The 16,697-nt window shown below is 62.7% G+C and carries 21 protein-coding genes; 7 read left to right on the top strand and 14 right to left on the bottom strand.

Features of this window, described 5'->3' with window-relative positions; genetic code table 11:
- Positions 1–5: 5 nt before the first annotated feature.
- The 6 genes from AC1RTB_RS07140 to AC1RTB_RS07115 form a co-directional block, all read right to left on the bottom strand.
- Entirely contained in the window at positions 6–599 is a 594-nt protein-coding gene (locus tag AC1RTB_RS07140; RefSeq protein ID WP_492876038.1) for a hypothetical protein, read from the bottom strand.
- 122 nt (positions 600–721) lie between these two features.
- Complete coding sequence (locus AC1RTB_RS07135) at positions 722–1,267, bottom strand: peroxiredoxin (RefSeq protein WP_492876036.1); 546 nt, start codon at positions 1,265–1,267, stop codon at positions 722–724.
- Positions 1,268–1,409: 142 nt separating this feature from the next.
- Positions 1,410–3,122, bottom strand: a complete 1,713-nt coding sequence (ureC, locus tag AC1RTB_RS07130) for an urease subunit alpha (protein ID WP_492876035.1) — start codon at positions 3,120–3,122, stop codon at positions 1,410–1,412.
- The gene (locus AC1RTB_RS07125) at positions 3,122–3,427 is read right to left on the bottom strand and encodes an urease subunit beta (RefSeq protein ID WP_492876033.1); all 306 of its coding nucleotides are present in this window, start codon (positions 3,425–3,427) and stop codon (positions 3,122–3,124) included. The genes ureC and AC1RTB_RS07125 overlap by 1 nt, the downstream gene beginning before the upstream one ends.
- Positions 3,428–3,438: 11 nt before the next feature.
- On the bottom strand, positions 3,439–3,741 hold the full coding sequence (locus tag AC1RTB_RS07120; RefSeq protein WP_492876030.1) for an urease subunit gamma: 303 nt from the start codon (positions 3,739–3,741) through the stop codon (positions 3,439–3,441).
- Positions 3,742–3,756: 15 nt separating this feature from the next.
- Positions 3,757–4,611, bottom strand: a complete 855-nt coding sequence (locus tag AC1RTB_RS07115) for an urease accessory protein UreD (RefSeq protein WP_492876028.1) — start codon at positions 4,609–4,611, stop codon at positions 3,757–3,759.
- Between the two features lie 193 nt (positions 4,612–4,804).
- On the opposite strand from AC1RTB_RS07115, the gene AC1RTB_RS07110 reads away from it, so the two are divergent.
- The 3 genes from AC1RTB_RS07110 (at position 4,805) to AC1RTB_RS07100 (ending at position 7,115) form a co-directional block, all read left to right on the top strand.
- The gene (locus tag AC1RTB_RS07110; RefSeq protein WP_476781403.1) at positions 4,805–5,059 is read left to right on the top strand and encodes an acyl carrier protein; all 255 of its coding nucleotides are present in this window, start codon (positions 4,805–4,807) and stop codon (positions 5,057–5,059) included.
- A gap of 1 nt (position 5,060) precedes the next feature.
- Complete coding sequence (locus AC1RTB_RS07105) at positions 5,061–6,272, top strand: beta-ketoacyl-[acyl-carrier-protein] synthase family protein (protein WP_492876026.1); 1,212 nt, start codon at positions 5,061–5,063, stop codon at positions 6,270–6,272.
- Positions 6,273–6,410: 138 nt separating this feature from the next.
- Positions 6,411–7,115, top strand: a complete 705-nt coding sequence (locus AC1RTB_RS07100; RefSeq protein WP_492876025.1) for a glutathione S-transferase N-terminal domain-containing protein — start codon at positions 6,411–6,413, stop codon at positions 7,113–7,115.
- Positions 7,116–7,178: 63 nt separating this feature from the next.
- On the opposite strand, the gene AC1RTB_RS07095 is transcribed toward AC1RTB_RS07100, so the two are convergent.
- Both AC1RTB_RS07095 and AC1RTB_RS07090 read right to left on the bottom strand, forming a co-directional pair.
- A complete protein-coding gene (locus tag AC1RTB_RS07095) occupies positions 7,179–7,787 on the bottom strand; it encodes a nucleoside triphosphate hydrolase (RefSeq protein ID WP_492876024.1) in 609 nt (202 codons plus the stop codon).
- A 67-nt stretch (positions 7,788–7,854) separates the two neighbouring features.
- Positions 7,855–8,946 carry a hypothetical protein gene (locus tag AC1RTB_RS07090; RefSeq protein ID WP_492876023.1) on the bottom strand — a complete coding sequence of 364 codons (1,092 nt, stop codon included), beginning with the start codon at positions 8,944–8,946 and terminating at the stop codon, positions 7,855–7,857.
- A gap of 281 nt (positions 8,947–9,227) precedes the next feature.
- On the opposite strand from AC1RTB_RS07090, the gene AC1RTB_RS07085 reads away from it, so the two are divergent.
- The gene (locus AC1RTB_RS07085) at positions 9,228–10,193 is read left to right on the top strand and encodes a D-alanyl-D-alanine carboxypeptidase family protein (protein ID WP_492876022.1); all 966 of its coding nucleotides are present in this window, start codon (positions 9,228–9,230) and stop codon (positions 10,191–10,193) included.
- Between the two features lie 14 nt (positions 10,194–10,207).
- Here the strand turns inward: AC1RTB_RS07085 and AC1RTB_RS07080 are convergent, their stop codons facing one another.
- The 5 genes from AC1RTB_RS07080 to AC1RTB_RS07060 all read right to left on the bottom strand — a co-directional run bounded on the left by AC1RTB_RS07080 (position 10,208) and on the right by AC1RTB_RS07060 (position 14,070).
- On the bottom strand, positions 10,208–10,609 hold the full coding sequence (locus AC1RTB_RS07080; RefSeq protein ID WP_492876019.1) for a (R)-mandelonitrile lyase: 402 nt from the start codon (positions 10,607–10,609) through the stop codon (positions 10,208–10,210).
- A 75-nt stretch (positions 10,610–10,684) separates the two neighbouring features.
- Entirely contained in the window at positions 10,685–11,272 is a 588-nt protein-coding gene (locus AC1RTB_RS07075) for an IMPACT family protein (RefSeq protein WP_492876357.1), read from the bottom strand.
- Positions 11,273–11,416: 144 nt separating this feature from the next.
- A complete protein-coding gene (locus AC1RTB_RS07070) occupies positions 11,417–12,988 on the bottom strand; it encodes a GMC family oxidoreductase (protein ID WP_492876016.1) in 1,572 nt (523 codons plus the stop codon).
- Between the two features lie 75 nt (positions 12,989–13,063).
- On the bottom strand, positions 13,064–13,594 hold the full coding sequence (locus AC1RTB_RS07065) for a gluconate 2-dehydrogenase subunit 3 family protein (RefSeq protein ID WP_492876014.1): 531 nt from the start codon (positions 13,592–13,594) through the stop codon (positions 13,064–13,066).
- A gap of 80 nt (positions 13,595–13,674) precedes the next feature.
- Positions 13,675–14,070: a VOC family protein gene (locus tag AC1RTB_RS07060; protein ID WP_492876012.1), complete on the bottom strand. Its 396-nt coding sequence runs from the start codon at positions 14,068–14,070 to the stop codon at positions 13,675–13,677.
- A 201-nt stretch (positions 14,071–14,271) separates the two neighbouring features.
- Between AC1RTB_RS07060 and AC1RTB_RS07055 the strand changes: the two genes are divergently transcribed.
- The 3 genes from AC1RTB_RS07055 (at position 14,272) to AC1RTB_RS07045 (ending at position 15,595) form a co-directional block, all read left to right on the top strand.
- Entirely contained in the window at positions 14,272–14,574 is a 303-nt protein-coding gene (locus AC1RTB_RS07055; RefSeq protein ID WP_492876010.1) for a ribbon-helix-helix domain-containing protein, read from the top strand.
- Between the two features lie 143 nt (positions 14,575–14,717).
- Positions 14,718–15,086, top strand: coding sequence for a hypothetical protein (locus AC1RTB_RS07050; protein WP_492876009.1), 369 nt, complete (start codon positions 14,718–14,720; stop codon positions 15,084–15,086).
- 338 nt (positions 15,087–15,424) lie between these two features.
- The gene (locus AC1RTB_RS07045; RefSeq protein WP_492876007.1) at positions 15,425–15,595 is read left to right on the top strand and encodes a hypothetical protein; all 171 of its coding nucleotides are present in this window, start codon (positions 15,425–15,427) and stop codon (positions 15,593–15,595) included.
- Between the two features lie 355 nt (positions 15,596–15,950).
- Here AC1RTB_RS07045 and AC1RTB_RS07040 read toward each other — a convergent pair whose 3' ends face one another.
- Positions 15,951–16,697: a M48 family metallopeptidase gene (locus tag AC1RTB_RS07040; RefSeq protein ID WP_492876005.1), complete on the bottom strand. Its 747-nt coding sequence runs from the start codon at positions 16,695–16,697 to the stop codon at positions 15,951–15,953.

Here is a 16,697-nt window from a genome sequence, read left to right as displayed (position 1 = left end):
TAAGATCAGACGATGGTATCGAACAGCCGCCAGATCCACGACACCTGATAAATCAGAGTCGCGCTGACAAAGGCGAGATGAAATCGCTTGTTGGCGGTGGCGATGGCAATCAGGCACAGCGCGACCAGGATCGGCGTGCGCAGCAGATACTCGCCGCCGAAATGGGCGAAATGCGCCTCGCCCTTGATCATCGTGTCGATGATGTCGAGCAGGTAGGTGGTGGCCAGCAGCCCGAAGAACCAGGCGCGGCGCGAATAGAAGAAATCCTCGTAGCTTTTGTAGTCCTGCATCGAGTCGGGGAAGAGCAGCGCGCACAGCAAAAACAGGGCGATCGCGTAGCCGACGATGAACAGGTAGACGCCGAAGGTCCAGCTTTCGACGACATAGAGCCCGAACTCCCACCACCAGAAATGCACCAGCGTCAAAAGCAGCGACACCACCCAGGCGAGGTGCACCGGATAGAGCTTATATTGCTTGGGGTGCTGGACGATGCGCGCAACGCCCGACAACAGCCGCGCCATGCCAAGGCCGATGACCATGCCCATGACTATGCGGATATGCGGGAAGACTTCGGCTACGGCCTGGGGAGCATTTTCCATGTGCGATCTCAGCAGACTGTATGGGCGCAAGCTAGATGAGATTTCACGTCGTGACCACGGCCAACAAAAAAACCCCGGCGCGCTGGTGCGGCCGGGGTTTCGATCAGCGCGAAGCTCAAGCCTTATGCGGCTGCGGCGACGTCGTCGTTCTTGAGGGCTTCAAGAATGTTCTGCGGCGAGGAGACGCCATAGGGATCGCTGTCGCAGTTGTCGGAGAAGCCTTCTTCTTCGAACCACTTTTCGACGCGGCCGTTGTTGATGACGGCGGCATAGCGCCACGAGCGCATGCCGAAGCCGACATTGTCCTTGGCAACGAGCATGCCCATCTTGCGGGTGAATTCGCCCGAACCGTCCGGAATGAGCTTCACCTTGTCGAGGTTCTGCGACTTGCCCCAGGCGTTCATGACGAAAGCGTCGTTGACCGACACGCAGTAGATTTCGTCGATGCCCTGCGCCTGGAATTCGCTGTACAGCTTTTCGAAGTCGGGCAGCTGGAAAGTCGAGCAGGTCGGCGTGAATGCGCCCGGCAGCGAAAACAGGACGACGCGCTTGCCGTCGAAGTAATCGGCCGAGGTCTTGTCTTCCCAGCGGAAGGGATTGGGGCCGCCGACGGCCTCGTCGCGCACGCGCGTGCGGAAGGTGACGGAAGGAACTTGCTTCCTGATCATGTAAGACTCCATTTCCAAGATAGCAGGAGCCCCGGTCTTGGGGTCGGAGTCCTGCCGAATTTTTTGCTAGCAGAGGCTAGATAACAATTGGCCGGGGGCGGTTCCAGCATTGCCGGCGTGGCATCAGGTCGCGGGACCCCGCTCAAAACAGGAAATAACGCTGCGCCATCGGCAGCACGGTCGACGGCTCGCAGGTCAAAAGCTCGCCGTCGGCGCGCACCTCGTAGGTCTCGGGATCGACCTCCATCTGAGGCATGGCATCGTTGAGGATCATCGACCGCTTGCCGATGCCGCCGCGGGTGTTTTCGACAGCCACCATCTGCTTTTCAACCCCGATCCGCTCGCGCAGGCCGCCTTCGAGACCGGCCTTGGAGACGAAGGTGATCGAGCTGTGGGTGAGCGCCTTGCCGAAGGAGCCGAACATCGGCCTGTAGTGGCTTGGCTGCGGCGTCGGGATCGAGCCATTGGGGTCACCCATCGGGGCTGTGGCGATCCAGCCGCCGAGCAGCACCATGTCGGGCTTCACGCCGAAGAAGGCGGGGTTCCACAACACCAGATCGGCGCGCTTGCCGACCTCGATCGAGCCGATCTCCTTCGACATGCCATGCGCGATGGCCGGGTTGATCGTGTATTTGGCGATGTAGCGGCGGACGCGGAAATTGTCGTTGTTGCCCTTTTCGCCCGGCAACGCGCCGCGCTGGCGCTTCATCTTGTCGGCGGTCTGCCATGTCCGGATAATCATCTCGCCGACGCGGCCCATGGCCTGGCTGTCCGACGAGATCACCGAAAACGCGCCGAGGTCGTGCAAAATGTCTTCGGCGGCGATCGTCTCCTTGCGGATGCGGCTTTCGGCAAACGCGATGTCTTCGGGGATCGACGGCGACAGATGATGGCAGACCATCAGCATGTCGAGGTGCTCGGCGACCGTGTTGACGGTGTAGGGCCGGGTCGGGTTGGTCGAGGCCGGAATGACGTTGGGGTATTGGCAGACCTTGATGATGTCGGGGGCGTGGCCGCCGCCGGCACCTTCGGTGTGGAAGGAGTGGATGGTGCGGCCCTTGAAGGCTGCGACCGTATCCTCGACGAAGCCGCTCTCGTTGAGCGTATCCGAGTGGATCGCGACCTGGACGTCGTAGGCGTCGGCGACCGACAGGCAAGTGTCGATGGCAGCCGGCGTCGAGCCCCAGTCCTCATGCAGCTTGAGGCCGCAGGCGCCAGCCAGCACCATCTCTTCCAGCGCGCCCGGCAGCGAGGCGTTGCCCTTGCCGAACACACCGATGTTCATCGGCAGGCCGTCGAAGGCCTGGATGATGCGGGCGATGTGCCAGGGACCGGGCGTGCAGGTGGTGGCAAGCGTGCCGTGCGCGGGGCCGGTGCCGCCGCCGACCATGCAGGTGACACCGGAATTCAGCGCCTCGTCGACCTGCTGCGGCGAGATGAAATGGATATGCGTGTCGATGCCGCCGGCGGTCAGGATCTTGCCTTCGCCGGCAATGATCTCGGTGCCGGGGCCGATGATGATCGTCACGCCAGGCTGGGTGTCGGGGTTGCCCGCCTTGCCGATGGCGGCGATGCGGCCGTCCCTCAACCCGACATCGGCCTTGTAGATACCGGTGTGGTCGAGAATCACAGTGTTGGTGATGACGGTGTCGACAGCCCCTTGGGCGCGCGACAGCTGGCTTTGGCCCATGCCGTCGCGGATGACCTTGCCGCCGCCGAACTTGACCTCCTCGCCATAGATTGTGAAGTCGTTTTCGACCTCGATGAACAGTTCGGTGTCGGCGAGCCGGACCTTGTCGCCGGTGGTCGGGCCGAACATCCTGGCATAGGCGGCGCGGGAGATTTGTCCGGGCATCAGAGCTTTCCCATCACCTTTTGCTGGAAACCGTAGACCTCGCGCTTGCCGCCCAAAGGCACCAGCGTGACGTCGCGTTCCTGGCCGGGCTCGAAGCGCACGGCGGTGCCGGCGGCGATGTCGAGCCGCATGCCGCGCGCTTTTTCGCGGTCGAAGGCAAGGCCGTTATTGGTCTCGTAGAAATGATAGTGGCTGCCGACCTGGATCGGGCGGTCGCCGGTGTTGGCAACCTTGAGCGTCACGGTGGGGGCACCCTTGTTGAGCTCGATCGAGCCTTGGGCGGTGATGATTTCGCCGGGGATCATGTTTGTGCGCCTCAGCGGATCGGTTCGTGAACGGTCACGAGCTTCGTGCCGTCGGGAAAGGTGGCTTCGACCTGCACGTCGTGGATCATCTCGGCGATCCCGTCCATGACCTGGTCACGCGTGATGACATGGGCGCCGGCCTCCATCAGCTCGGCGACGGGGCGGCCGTCGCGGGCACCCTCGACGATGAAGTCGGAGATCAGCGCGACCGCCTCGGGATGGTTGAGCTTGACGCCACGCTCGAGCCGCTTGCGCGCCACCATCGCCGCCATGGCGATCAACAGCTTGTCTTTTTCCCTTGGCGTCAGGTTCATGCCGGTACCAAAATCCTAGAGTGACCACAGCCTGGGCAGGCCTGCCTGGCCGTTGAGCAGTTCGACGAGTGGAACGAGTCGCTTACGTAGCGTGTAGCCATCTTCGGCGTAAAGCCTCGCAAGAAGCTTGCCAGTTCCGGCCACGCTCCAGACGCTTATGCCGCCATCGTCGCCGACGATCTTGCGCGCCGGCTCAAGCAGAGCCTCGGTGCGGTCGGAGACCAGCAGCAGCGTTGCCATGGCGATACGCCCGCCGGCCGAGGCCGGCCTGGCGAGCGTTGCCTCGATGTCGGGGCCGACGAAAAAATCCTCGGCGTGAACGAGACGACCTTCGCGCCTGATACGCCAGCGGTCGCGGAAGGTGCCGTGCGCGGCACGTTCGCCCATGGCGCTGCGGCCGAAGATCGTCGCCTCGACGATCAGTGCTTCGGCACCCGCCGCAAGGTCGGCGTCGAGGCGGCGCGAAAAGGCGGCCCGGTCGTAGACGATGGTTTCTTGCGGCAGCCAGCCAAGGAAGCCGCCATCGCCGACTGTAAGGCTGACGTCGACCTGGGCATGGCCGGCAAGCGCGCGATAGACCTTCTCGCAGGCTTGGGTCGTGATAACCGCGCGTCCGCCTGTGCCAATTGAAACCTCCCAGCCGAGCCGGTCGCCGCCGGTCAGGCCGCCCGCCATGTTGATCAGCACCGCCTCCAGCGGATCGGTGCCGGTGTCGGGCAATCTGATCTTGGCGGCGCCATCCTGATAAAGGCGGGCAAGACGGCTGCGGCCATGGCGAAACGCGACCTCGATGCGGGCATGTGCTGCCACGCGTTGCGATAAGATCGCTGCCGCGTCCGTTGCCGCGGACAATGATGCGTTGATGGTCATGATGCCTTGAGGTTAGCCACGCTGACGGGTTTGTCGATATATAGCTTGTTGCCTCCTGGCGTTTCGGTTTCTATACAGAGACGCCTTTTTGGCGCAATTCGGGGCGATATCGCCTAAAGGGTCTGGCTTGGGCCCGACGCGGGAATCGCGCGGCCCTGCCTGACAAGTGTATGAGTTCTGGGGAAGGGTACCTATGGCCGACCAGCTGGCAACGGACATCATCGACAAGATCAAGGCGCATGCCGAACCGGGCGGCGAGGAGATCACGCTCGACACCGAGCTGACGTCGCTTGGCATCCACTCGCTCGAACTCACCGAGATCATCTTCGACCTTGAAGAGCAGTACGGCATTGAAATCCAGATGAACACTGTCGATGCCTGGAACAGCCTCAAGAATGTCCGCGACATGGTTGAAGCCGTTCGCGCCCTGATCGCAAAATCCGCCTGAGATGAAGCGTCCCCGTATCGTCATCACCGGTATCGGCGGGCTGTGCGGGCTCGGCACCGATGCCCCGTCCATTTGGGACGCCATGCGCGCCGGCCGCTCGGCCATCGGGCCACTGACCAACGCTGACCTGTATGATCTCAAGATCCGCGTCGGCGCCGAGATCAAGCAGCTGCCCGAGCACGGCATCGAGCGCAAGCAGCTCGTTTCGATGGACCGCTTCAGCCTTCTTGCCGTCATCGCGGCCAAGGAAGCGATGCGGAATTCAGGCCTGGTCGTCGACGAAACCAACACCCACCGGGTGGGCGCGATCGTCGGTGTCGGCGTCTGCGGCTGGGAAGCGATCGAGGAAAACTACCGGGCGATCCTGCTCGAAGGCAAGAACCGCGCCGGCATCTTCACAGTACCGAAGGTCATGCCGGGTGCCGCGGCCGGCCAGGTCAGCATGAACCTGGGTCTGCGCGGGCCGGTGTTCGGCGTCACCTCCGCCTGCTCGTCGTCCAACCACGCATTCGCGACCGCAATGGATCAGCTCCTGCTCGGCCGCGCCGACGCTGTCGTTGCCGGCGGCACCGACGCCCCGCTGATCTGGGGCGTCATCAAGGGCTGGGAAGCTTTGCGTGTCGTTTCGCCCGATACCTGCCGCCCGTTCTCTGCCGACAGGCAAGGGCTGGTGCTCGGCGAGGGCGCCGGCATGGTCGTGCTCGAGACCTACGAACACGCCACCGCGCGCGGCGCGACCATCCTGGCCGAGCTTGCCGGCGTGGGCATGTCCGGCGACGCCTCCGACATCGTGGCGCCGACCATTGAGGGGCCGACGTCCGCCATGCGCGCCTGCCTGCTCGACGCAGGTCTCTCACCCGAAGAGGTCGACTACATCAACGCCCATGGCACCGGCACCAAGGCCAACGACCAGATCGAAACCACAGCGATACGGCGCGTCTTCGGCGCCCATGCTGACAAGCTGTCGGTGTCGTCGACCAAGTCGATGCACGCCCATTGCCTTGGCGCATCCGGCGCGCTCGAATTGATCGCTTGCGTCATGGCCGTGCGCGAAGGTCTCGTGCCGCCGACCGCGAATTATCGCGAGGTCGACGCCGACTGCGATCTCGACGTCACGCCCAATGTTGCCAAGCAGCGTCCGGTGCGGGTCGCGATCAGCAACAGCTTTGCCTTTGGCGGCACCAATGCCGTCGTGGCGGTGAAGGCGGTCTGATCAGGCCGCCTGTCCGCTGCCGTGGCGGATTGCAAAACGTCACTTATGGATATTGATGCGATGCTTGCGCGCACCTAACTTTTGCTTGTCCCACTATGCAGCGCCGTGCCTCACGCCGGCCCACCCGAGGAACCGACGATGAGCGATCTCACTTCCTTCCCGATTGCTGCCCGCTGGCCGGCAAAGTACCCTGATCGCATCCAGCTTTATTCCTTCCCGACGCCGAACGGCGTGAAGGTGTCGATCGCCCTTGAAGAACTCGACCTGCCTTACGAGGCGCATGCCATCAACATCGGCAAGAACGAGAGCTGGACGCCGGAATTCCTGGCGCTGAACCCCAACGGCAAGATCCCCGCGATCATCGATCCCAGCGGTCCCGGCGGCAAGCCGCTCGGCCTGTTCGAATCGGGCGCTATCCTGCTTTATCTCGCCGAAAAGACCGGCCGCCTAATCCCGGCCGACAGGGCGCGGCATTACGAGACCGTGCAGTGGCTGTTCTTCCAGATGGCCTCGGTGGGGCCGATGTTCGGCCAGCTCGGCTTCTTCCACAAGTTCGCCGGCCGCGAAATCGCCGACAAGCGCCCGCTCGAACGCTACCGCGACGAGTCGCGCCGCCTGCTTGGCGTGCTCGACCAGCGCCTGGCCGGTCGCAAATGGATCATGGACGACGACTACACCATCGCCGACATCTCGCTGCTCGGCTGGGTGCGCAACCTGATCGGCTTTTATGAAGCCCGCGACCTCGTCGGTTTCGACAGCTTCGTTCATGTCGCGGCATGGCTGGAACGTGGCCTGGCGCGCCCGGCGGTGCAGGCTGGATTGAACATTCCGGCGCGTGGCTGAGAGCCCGTTCGCTCACTCTACCCTGCCGGTCATCTGACACGGCAGGGTTTTCGGCGCTTAAAGTCAGATCACCAGATCGGCCTTGCGCCGCGCGGCGAGCACGCGGTCGATATTGGGCATGTCGTTGGTGTCGATCCAGTTGCGCGCGTCGGCGTCGGAGCGGCCATGTTCGCGCCAGCGTTCGACCAGCCGCCGCTCCAGCTCCTCGCGCGGCACATCGACGAAGATGGTGAAGTCGAGCAGTGGCCCGAGCCGCTGCCATGGTTCTTCGTCGAGAAGCAGGTAATTGCCTTCGACGAGGATGAATTTCACCTCCGCCGGCACGATGGCCGCTGCTGCCCTGGACAGCTCGACGCTGCGGTCGAAGACGGGGATCGCGATGTCGGGCTCAGCAGTGCGCAACCGCTTGAGCAGCACCTCGAAACCGGCGAAGTCGAAGGTTTCAGGCGCACCCTTGCGGGCCCTGAGCCCACGTTTTTCGAGCACCGCATCATCGAAGTGGAAGCCGTCCATCGGCACCACGGCGGCTGAGCCTTCGGGCAGGACGTCGTGCAGGGCTGCCGAGAGCGTCGACTTGCCCGAGCCGGGCGGCCCGGCGATGCCGATGACGAAGCGCTCGGCATGGTGGGCGCGTTTGAACAGGGTGGCGGCGATATGGGCGATCTCTGACATAGGCCTTCCCGATGATGGTTGCATGCATCCTGCTGGCGCATCCGTCAAAATTGAGGCGGCAGCATTGTCAGTTCAAGAGCGATTGTCCGATCCGCAGGAAGGTTTCGTCGAACGGCACCTCGTAGCTGGTGGCGTCGCTGAAGTTGAGGCGCAGCTTTCCCGCCGTGGTTTCGACCGCGGAGGGCGCTTCGCCATTGTCCGATGGTACGGTACCCACCACCTGGCGGAAAGCGACGCGCCCTCCAAGCTCAAAGGCAGTTTCGACGCCCTCGCGCTTCAGCCAGTTGTCGCCGAGCGAGGCGGCGTGACCGACCGCAGCGCGCCCGTCTTCAATGCCAAGAACGCCGCTGCGGCCGTTCCACGGCGCGTAAAAACGGCCGCCATTGCTGATCCACAGCATGGTCACAGGCAGCTCGGTCGGATTTTTCAGCACCAGCACAACATCGGTTTCGGCCTTGCGCGCCACAGCCGTCCAGCCCATACCGCCATGATCGGCCTCGACGAGGGTGATGAAATCCTCGTGCCTGATTTCAGTGCTGTAGCTGGTGAGGTCGATTTCGCCGCCCGACGCGGCCGGGAAGCGGGCGAGGTCTTCGCTACGCGCGGGGTAAGCCAGCAGATAGGCACCGCGCGCCGGGTCTGGCTCGGTGATATCCGGCGGCGTCGCGGCAAGGCGTTTTGGCGAAAACGCCAGGCGGCCGCCCTCGCGCATCTCGGTCATCGGATGGTGGGCGACAGAGATCGCGCCCGACCCGCCGGTGAACGAATGCTCCTGATAGAGGAAGGGGTGGCCGTCGCGCAGGATGAGGGTTTTTTCGACCACCGCTCCCATGATCTTGCGCTCCAGCCGAAAACTTGCCCGCCGCCCGCCCGGGATCTGTTCGTCCGAAACGAGCTGCCATTCGCTGTTGGCGCTCCAGCCATGCAGCGGTGCCGGCTCGACATCGCTGCGCGAAAACGGCGCGCACAAGAAATCGCCCGACAGCCTGACAACGCCCTCCGGCAGCCCCTCGGGCAAATCGCCCCGCTCGATCCATGGCGCGCGATGCAGCGGCTTCAGCATGCGCCCGCCGCCTTCGACGGTGAGATCGGCAATGTGGCCGACCAAAAGGTCGAGCGTGAGCGAAATTCCCTTGGCCCGGAGGCTAAACGCATTCATCGCCAAATCACCTGATTGCATGCCACCCAACAGAGCCGATTTGCCGGCCAGCGCGCAAGCGTTCTTAGTGTAACCAATATTCAACACCACCGGCACAACATGCGTTGGCAGCGACGAGCCAAATGGACGGCTTGGCGCGCATTTTGTAGCTTTGCGGCTGTTGCAGCCCACCGGCATGTGGCAAAGCCAGATTTTGGCGATCACCGACAGGTTTTTCCTTGCAAGCCCAGGCCACCTTATCTTCGCTGCCCTTCAGATTTCCCAGGCTTCGGCAGCTTGGGTTGGTCCGCAATCTTGTGGCGCTGTTTGCCGTGTTCGTACTGCTGGCCGGCTGCGCGACCACAGAGACGCTGAATATCGCGCAGCCGGCGGCAGCGCCGGAAAAATATTCGGCGATCGTCGTCGACGCTTCCAACGGGCGCACGCTGTTTCAGGCCTATTCGACCGCGCCGCGCTATCCCGCTTCGCTGACCAAGATGATGACGCTGTATTTGACCTTCGAGGCCTTGCAGCAGGGCAAGGTGTCGAAAACGACGCTGATCCCGGTGTCGAGCAACGCCGCCTCGCAGCCGCCTTCGAAACTCGGCTTCAAGCGCGGCGAGCAGATCGAGCTCGAAGCGGCGATCCGCGCGCTGGCGACCAAATCGGCCAATGACGTGGCCGTTGCCGTCGGCGAATATCTTGCCGGCACCGAAGAGGCATTCGCTGCCAAGATGACGGCCAAGGCGCGCCAGCTCGGCATGACCAACACCGTCTTCCGCAACGCATCCGGCCTGCCCGACCCCGAGCAGCACACCACGGCGCGCGACATGGCCGTGCTTGGCATGGCGCTGCGCAAGCATTTTCCGCAGCACTACTCCTACTTCTCGGCGACCGACTTCAATTTCCGTGGCAAGCGCGTGCGCGGCCACAACGACCTGCTCGGCCGCGTCAACGGCGTCGACGGCATCAAGACCGGCTACATCAGGGCTTCGGGTTTCAACATCGTGACATCAGTCAATGCCGATGGCCGCAAGCTGATCATCGTGGTGATGGGCGGCGACACCGCGCGCAAGCGCAATGCCCATGTCGAGGAGCTGATCGTGCGCTACATGCCCCAGGCAGCCGGCGGCAGCATGGCGTATCAGACAACTCCCGCACTCGCGGCCCCGATGCCGGTGGCCGCCGCAACGCCGATGCCGGTTGTCGGCGAAGTGCCGATGCAGGGTTCGACCTCCGCGCCGGTGCCGATGGCCGAGGTCCAGTAACCTTCCGCGCCTGCTTATACCGGCGCTTGGTATTGCGCGTCCGAAACGTGTTCCAGCCAGTCGACCGTGCTGCCGTTCAGCGCTTCCTGAAGCGCCATATGCGTCATCCCGGTGGCGGCCGCGGCGCCATGCCAGTGCTTTTCGCCGGGCGCGAACCACACCACGTCGCCGCTGCGGATCTCCTCGACCGCGCCACCCCAGACCTGCGCCCAGCCGCAGCCCGACGTCACCACCAGGGTCTGGCCGAGCGGATGGGTGTGCCAGGCCGTGCGCGCGCCGGGCTCGAAGGTGACGGTGGCCGCGCGCAGCTGCGCCGGTGCCGGTGTCTCGATGATCGGGTCCAGGCGCACCGCGCCGGTGAAATAATCCGGCGAGGGTTTTACCGAGGGCCGCGAGCCGCAACGTTTGACTTCCATTTTTATATCTCCTTCCAAGAGTGGGCTTGGGTGCCACCATACGCTGGTCCGCGACCGTTTGGCCCGGCGAAAAACTCAATCGGGCAGGGCCACCACCGCGCGTCCGCTGGTCAGGTCAGTGATCATCCGCACGATCGCTGACGTATTGGCCTCGGGCAGGGCAACGGTGAGCTCAGCGCCGGTCGCGGTGAATGTCTCGGCGATTGTCCTGATATCAGGCCGGGCCGCCAGCCGCGCCTGAACGATGGCCAGATCGGCAAAGCCGCAAGTGACCCTGGCTTCGATGGTGATGACGATGGCGACCTTGGCGGCGGATCGCAGGCAAGCTGCGGCCGTGCCGCCATAGGCCCGCACCAGTCCGCCGCTGCCCAGCAATATGCCGCCGAACCAGCGCGTGACGACGACGGCGACATTGTCGAGCGACTGGCCGTCGAGTGCCTGGAGGATCGGCTTGCCGGCGGTGCCGCTCGGTTCGCCGTCATCGCTGAAGCGATAATTCTGCCCGACGCGCCAGGCCCAGCAATTATGGTTGGCGCCGGCATCCGAATGGGCCGCGATGAACGCCTTCGCCGCCGCCTCGTCCGACACCGGTCCTGCGGCAGCGAGGAAGCGGCTCTTCTTGACGTCCTGGCTGAAGGTTTCGAGTTGCGGAAGCGTGAACATGTGGCGGTGGTTAGACAATGCGCTGTCGCGATCGTCAATCGGGCGCCGATGCCGGCGCGTATGCCCTGACTTCCAGATGGAGGTTCAGAAAAAAGGTCGTCGGGCGATCTGCTGTCCGACGACCTTTGCGCCTTGGGAGGCTGGTCAGATCGCCTTGGACGCCATCTGCGAGGCGATATGGTCGGCTTGCCTGATGGCCAGCGTCACGATCGTCAGTGTCGGGTTTTCGGCGCCGCCGGTGGTGAACTGGCTGCCGTCCGAGACAAACAGGTTCTTGATGTCGTGCGTCTGTCCCCATTTGTTGACGACGCCGTCCTCGGCCTTCTCGCTCATCCGGTTGGTGCCGAGATTGTGCGTCGAGGGGTAAGGCGGCGTCGGGAAGGCGCGGGTGGCGCCGACCGCGCTGTAGATCGCCTGTCCCTGGGCATAGGCATGGTTGCGCATCGCAACGTCATTGGGATGATCCGTGAACCACACGTCCGGGATCGGCATGCCGTAGTCGTCCTTGAGTTCGGCATGAAGCTTAACCGCGTTCTGCTCCTGCGGCATGTCTTCGCCGACGATCCACAGCCCGGCCATGTGGTCGTAGTGGTCCAGCGCCGACGTGAAGGAGCGACCCCAGCCGCCCGGGTCGAGGAACGCCGCCATGAACGGAATGCCGAGCGCCAGCGTCTCCATTTCATAGCCGCCGACAAAGCCGCGCGAGGGATCGTGGCGGGCCTCATCGCGCACGATGCCGGCCATGGTCGTGCCGCGGTAGAAGTGCACCGGTTTTTCGAAGATCGCGTAGACCGATCCAGTCGTGTGACGCATGTAGTGCTTGCCGACGTGGCCGGACGAATTGGCCAGCCCGTTGGGGAATTTCGACGAATGCGAGTTCAAGAGCAGGCGCGGACTTTCGATCGAATTTCCGGCAACCGCCACGACGCGCGCCTTCTGCTCATGCAGCTTGCCGTCCTTGTCGGCATAGACCACGCCGGTGACCTTGCCGGACTGGTCGTGCTCGATCTTCACCACATGCGATTGCGGCCTGACCTCCAGCCTGCCGGTGGCTTCGCCCTTCGGAATCTCGGTGTAGAGCGTTGACCATTTCGCGCCCCATTTGCAGCCCTGGAAGCAAAAGCCGGTCTGCTGGCAGCCCATGCGGCCATCGCGGTCGGCGGAATTGATCGCCATGTGTCCGGTATGGCATTCCTTGTAACCAAGCTTGTCGGCGCCGGCTTTGAGGATCTTGAAGTTGTTGTTGCCGGGCAGGCCCTCGATGCCGTGCGTGCGGGTCACGCCCATCTTGTCTTCGGCCTTGTCGTAGTAAGGCTCGAGATCGGCGAGCGTGATCGGCCAGTCGAGCAGATTGGCGCCTTCGACCTTGCCGTAGTTGGTCAATGCCTTGAATTCGTGATCCTGAAAGCGCAGCGACGCGCCGGCCCAATGGGTGGTGGTGCCGCCGACCGCCTTGACGATCCACGCGGGCAGGTTGGGAAAATCCTTGGCCACGCGCCAGCCGCCACCGGTGGTGCGCTTGTCGAGCCAGGCAAGCTGGGAAAAGCTGTCCCATTCGTCGTTGATGAAGTCTTCGTATTCATGCCTTGCGCCGGCTTCGAGAATGACGACGTCGATGCCTTTTTGCGCCAGTTCATTGCCGAGCGTTCCGCCGCCTGCGCCTGAGCCGATGATGACGACGACGCTGTCATCCTTGAGATCGTATGGGGCTGCCATTGTTTCCTCCCAGAAATTGAAACGAAGCCGCGCATAGCGCGTCAACCGCACCTCCTCCGGTGCGGGCCTTCGCCGTCAAAGCCATTCGATGTCGTTGAAGCCGCGGGCTATGTAGCCGCCCTTGGAGTAGGACTCGCCTTCGTAGCCGAAGATCGGCCATACCTCCTTCTGGTTGTAGAGGCTGACCACGAGGTCGCCGCGCACTGCCTGGAAAAACGGCGTCGTCTCGATGTCGCGCAAGATGGCGACGCGGTCGTCTTCCCATCCGAGGCTGCGATAGCCTGTGCCACCAGCCCGCTTGTCGAGATCGGCAACGCCGTTCTCGATCAACTCCTTATGGGCAGCGTCCTTTCCGGCTTTCGCATCCTGCCCTTTGACGGCGATGGCATAAAAGCGATCGGCGATTTGGTCGTGTGGGTAGATGTCGCGGGCGAGCACGATCAAGGTTGCCATGGTTTCTGGCTTGAGCGCCGTCACTTCCAGTCCCCAGGCGTTGCGGGGGCTGATCAGGGCGCTGCCGCTGATCACCAGCATCGCGCCGATGCTGCCGCGTTTGAGAAGCTCACGCCTGGAAAGGCCGGCCTGCTTCTCGTAGATCGTTACCATGATTTCCTCCCTTGCTTGCTAGTGCACGTGTTCGATGTGCCGGCTGGCGCTGCTGTCCTCCAACAGCAGTTGCGGCGGCGCTACAGGAAGCGCCCCCGTCTTTGCAAAACCTCGATCTTGTATCCGTCGGGGTCCGATATGAAGAAAAAGCGGGCAATTTCGATGCCGTTGTTCTTGAACTCGACGATGTCGCGCGGCTCCAGGCCCAGCGCCTTCATGCGTCTGTGCTCGTCATCCAGATCGGCGACCGACACCGCGAGATGGCCATAGCCGTCGCCCAGCACGTAAGGATCGGTCCGATCCTTGTTGATCGTCAGCTCGAGCTCGAAGCTGCTTTCCACGTTGGAAAGATAGACCAGCGTGAAGGTCTCGAAATCGAGCCGGTCGGCTATCCCGAGGTCGAGTGCCTTGGCGTAGAAATCCAGCGAACGCTCTTCGTTCAGAACCCGGATCATCGAATGGATGGTCTTTGCCAATCAGGCATCTCCTGCACGGTTGTGGTTATGTGTGCAGGATGCGCCATCACGGAAAGGGGCAGGTAGCAGCCGGCTACCGCAAAGATGATTTTAAATCCCGAGTAGAACCGGAAGGTTTTGCTCGAAAAGCCCGCTGGAAAGGCAAATTGACCGCTGTGAGGCTGCGGGGCATACTTGCGAAAAACAGGAGGTGGAAACGCCATGTGCGAGGTTTTTGCCGGGCAGGACCCCGATCGTTACCGCCCGATCAACCGTTCGGTTCGCATTGCCGGCCATTCGACCAGCATTCAGCTGGAGGCCGCGTTCTGGGTGCTGATCGACGAGATCGCCGAGGGGCAGGGCATGACGACATCGCGGTTTTTGTCGACGCTTTACGACGAGGCGCTGGCAATCAACGGCAGCGTGCCCAACTTCGCCTCGCTGTTACGCACCAGCTGCCTGATCCACCTCATGAGCGGTTCGGAAGACAGCGCGCGCACGCTGCGGATCTCGACCGCCGCCTGACAGTGAAGGCCTGCCCAAGCTATCGACAACCTTTGTTGCGATCGAGCACTACGACAAGCTCGACCACGCGACCCGGCAATCACGCAGCATCTGCTGTCCGCCGATTCAGATGGCTGACGCCCCCATTTCCCTGGAGGCAATTGATGGACATCATCGATATCCGCCGGTTCTTCCGCAACCGCTTCGAATACTACTTGGAACACAAGGACAGTCACGGCGCGGGCGTGCGCGACGGCGCGCCTCTGACGCTTCGCGATCTGTGCCAGATCCTGGCCAACGGCCTTGAACCGTTTCCGCCTCGCTACGACCCTGACATGAAGAAGCTCTGCGGGCATGAATACCTGACCTGGTTCCGGGAAGAGCGCACCTATGGCGACATTGCTCGTCTGCTCGGCAGGCTGCTCGCAGCGGAGGATGGCCATCTGCCGCCTGTCGGCGGGCGGTGGGTGCATGCCACTTTGAAGGAGCGCCCTGGGCCTGAATGGGTCGCCTCTGTGGCATCTCCGCCATAGCGCCTCATCTGCACCCGTCCAAAGAGCGTCGCGAAGGCCCGGCATTTCGTCGGGTCTGTCGGCGAGAGAGGTGCCACGCGACAATGCCATCCCCATCAAAACTCACTCCTGCAGCTCGCCACCGCGGAAAACTCAGAACTGCATGCGGTCTTTTCCTCAGCCTGCTGCTCGCGGCGCCTTTGTCTGCCAGGGCGGAGAATGAGCTACAAACATCCGTCAGTGTTCTTGCGTCGATCGCTAGTCGGATCCGCGTGATTTCCGAGAACTGCCGGTTTCCCATCGATCCAATGCTAGAGGGGCGTATCCTAGAAGCACTCGGGCCGGTGCCGGAGATCTCCATGAGCGACATCGTCACCCTGCTAGTTCGCAGCCATCAGATTGAACTGCACACCCGAGGACGTGAGTGCCATGCCGATCAGGACGCGGAGCATCTGCAAACGCTCAAGAACATCTACCAAATGAGCATAGCGAATCTGAAAGAGCTCGTTGCTTCTCGACGAACGGAATGATGGACAAGATCGCGAACGCTTCACAAAGAGGCGTTTGCGGCAAGCCACTTTTGCAGGACGAGGGTTACGTCGGACTGAAGGCGCGTTCATCGAGCCAATGTTCTTCCGATCGATGCGTTGAGCGGAGGATATCGTAGCTCACGGAGGCGAAGCCGAGGAAGGAAGCCGAAGTCGAGCTCGAAAGATAGTGATAGTTGCGTGGCGATAGGCACCGCCGAGTGCTGTCGGTCGAGTTGAAGCCGTGGACCGATCGCAGGGACGCTCACCAGCGCTGTCCACGCGCCGAACGCACTTTTCCTCACAGACAGCGCTGGAGCACTCCAGTGAGCACCCCTGAGTCGAGCAACAGCATTCCTCAGCTAGCTATTGGCTCGACCTTCTCCCAGCCCAGCATGTGCTCGTTCTGGTCGAGCCAGGCCTTCCGCGCCTCCCAGTCCGGCAGGATTGAGCCGACGAGGTGCCAGAATTCTGGCTCATGGTTGCGGTGCCGCAGGTGGCTGAGTTCGTGGACGACGGCATACTCGAACACAGGTCGGGGTGCGAAAATCAGATGCCAGTTGAGGTGGATCTGGCGGTCCTGGCCGCAGCTACCCCACATATGTTTCTGATCCTTGATCTGGATGCCGCGCGGTTTCAGCCCATTCGGTTCGCCATGTCGACGGACAAAATCCTGTGCGTCGTCGCGGATGCGTCGTCTTAACCAGAGTCGGAGAGCACTTTCGATCACGGCGTCGGCGGTTGCTGGTGGCATGTCAAATGGCTTCCTGATCAGGAAGCCATTGCGGAAGCTGACTTCGACAACGGAGCCATCGAACGGCTCGACAGTCAGCTTCATCATCCGGCCGCGATAGGGGATCTTGGCGCCCGAAACGAAGCAATAGACTCTCGCCTGGGCTTTCGCGCGTTCCTGCATGCTGTTGACGGTTCCGAGGATCCACGCGCGCCTGCGGTGCAGCACAGCCTCTATCTGAGCCACAGTCGCATTCTCCGGCACCAGGAGCTCGAAGGACTGAGGCGTCACCGTGATACTTGCCTTCTTCGCCGTCGGTGATCGCCGCAGCGTGTAATCAAGCTCGGTCTCGCCGATCTTGAACAAAGGCAT

Source organism: Aminobacter sp. GW821-FHT11F06, assembly GCF_058808215.1.
The sequence above is the reverse complement of the archived record's forward strand: the minus strand, read 5'-3'. Positions and strand labels throughout refer to the sequence as shown.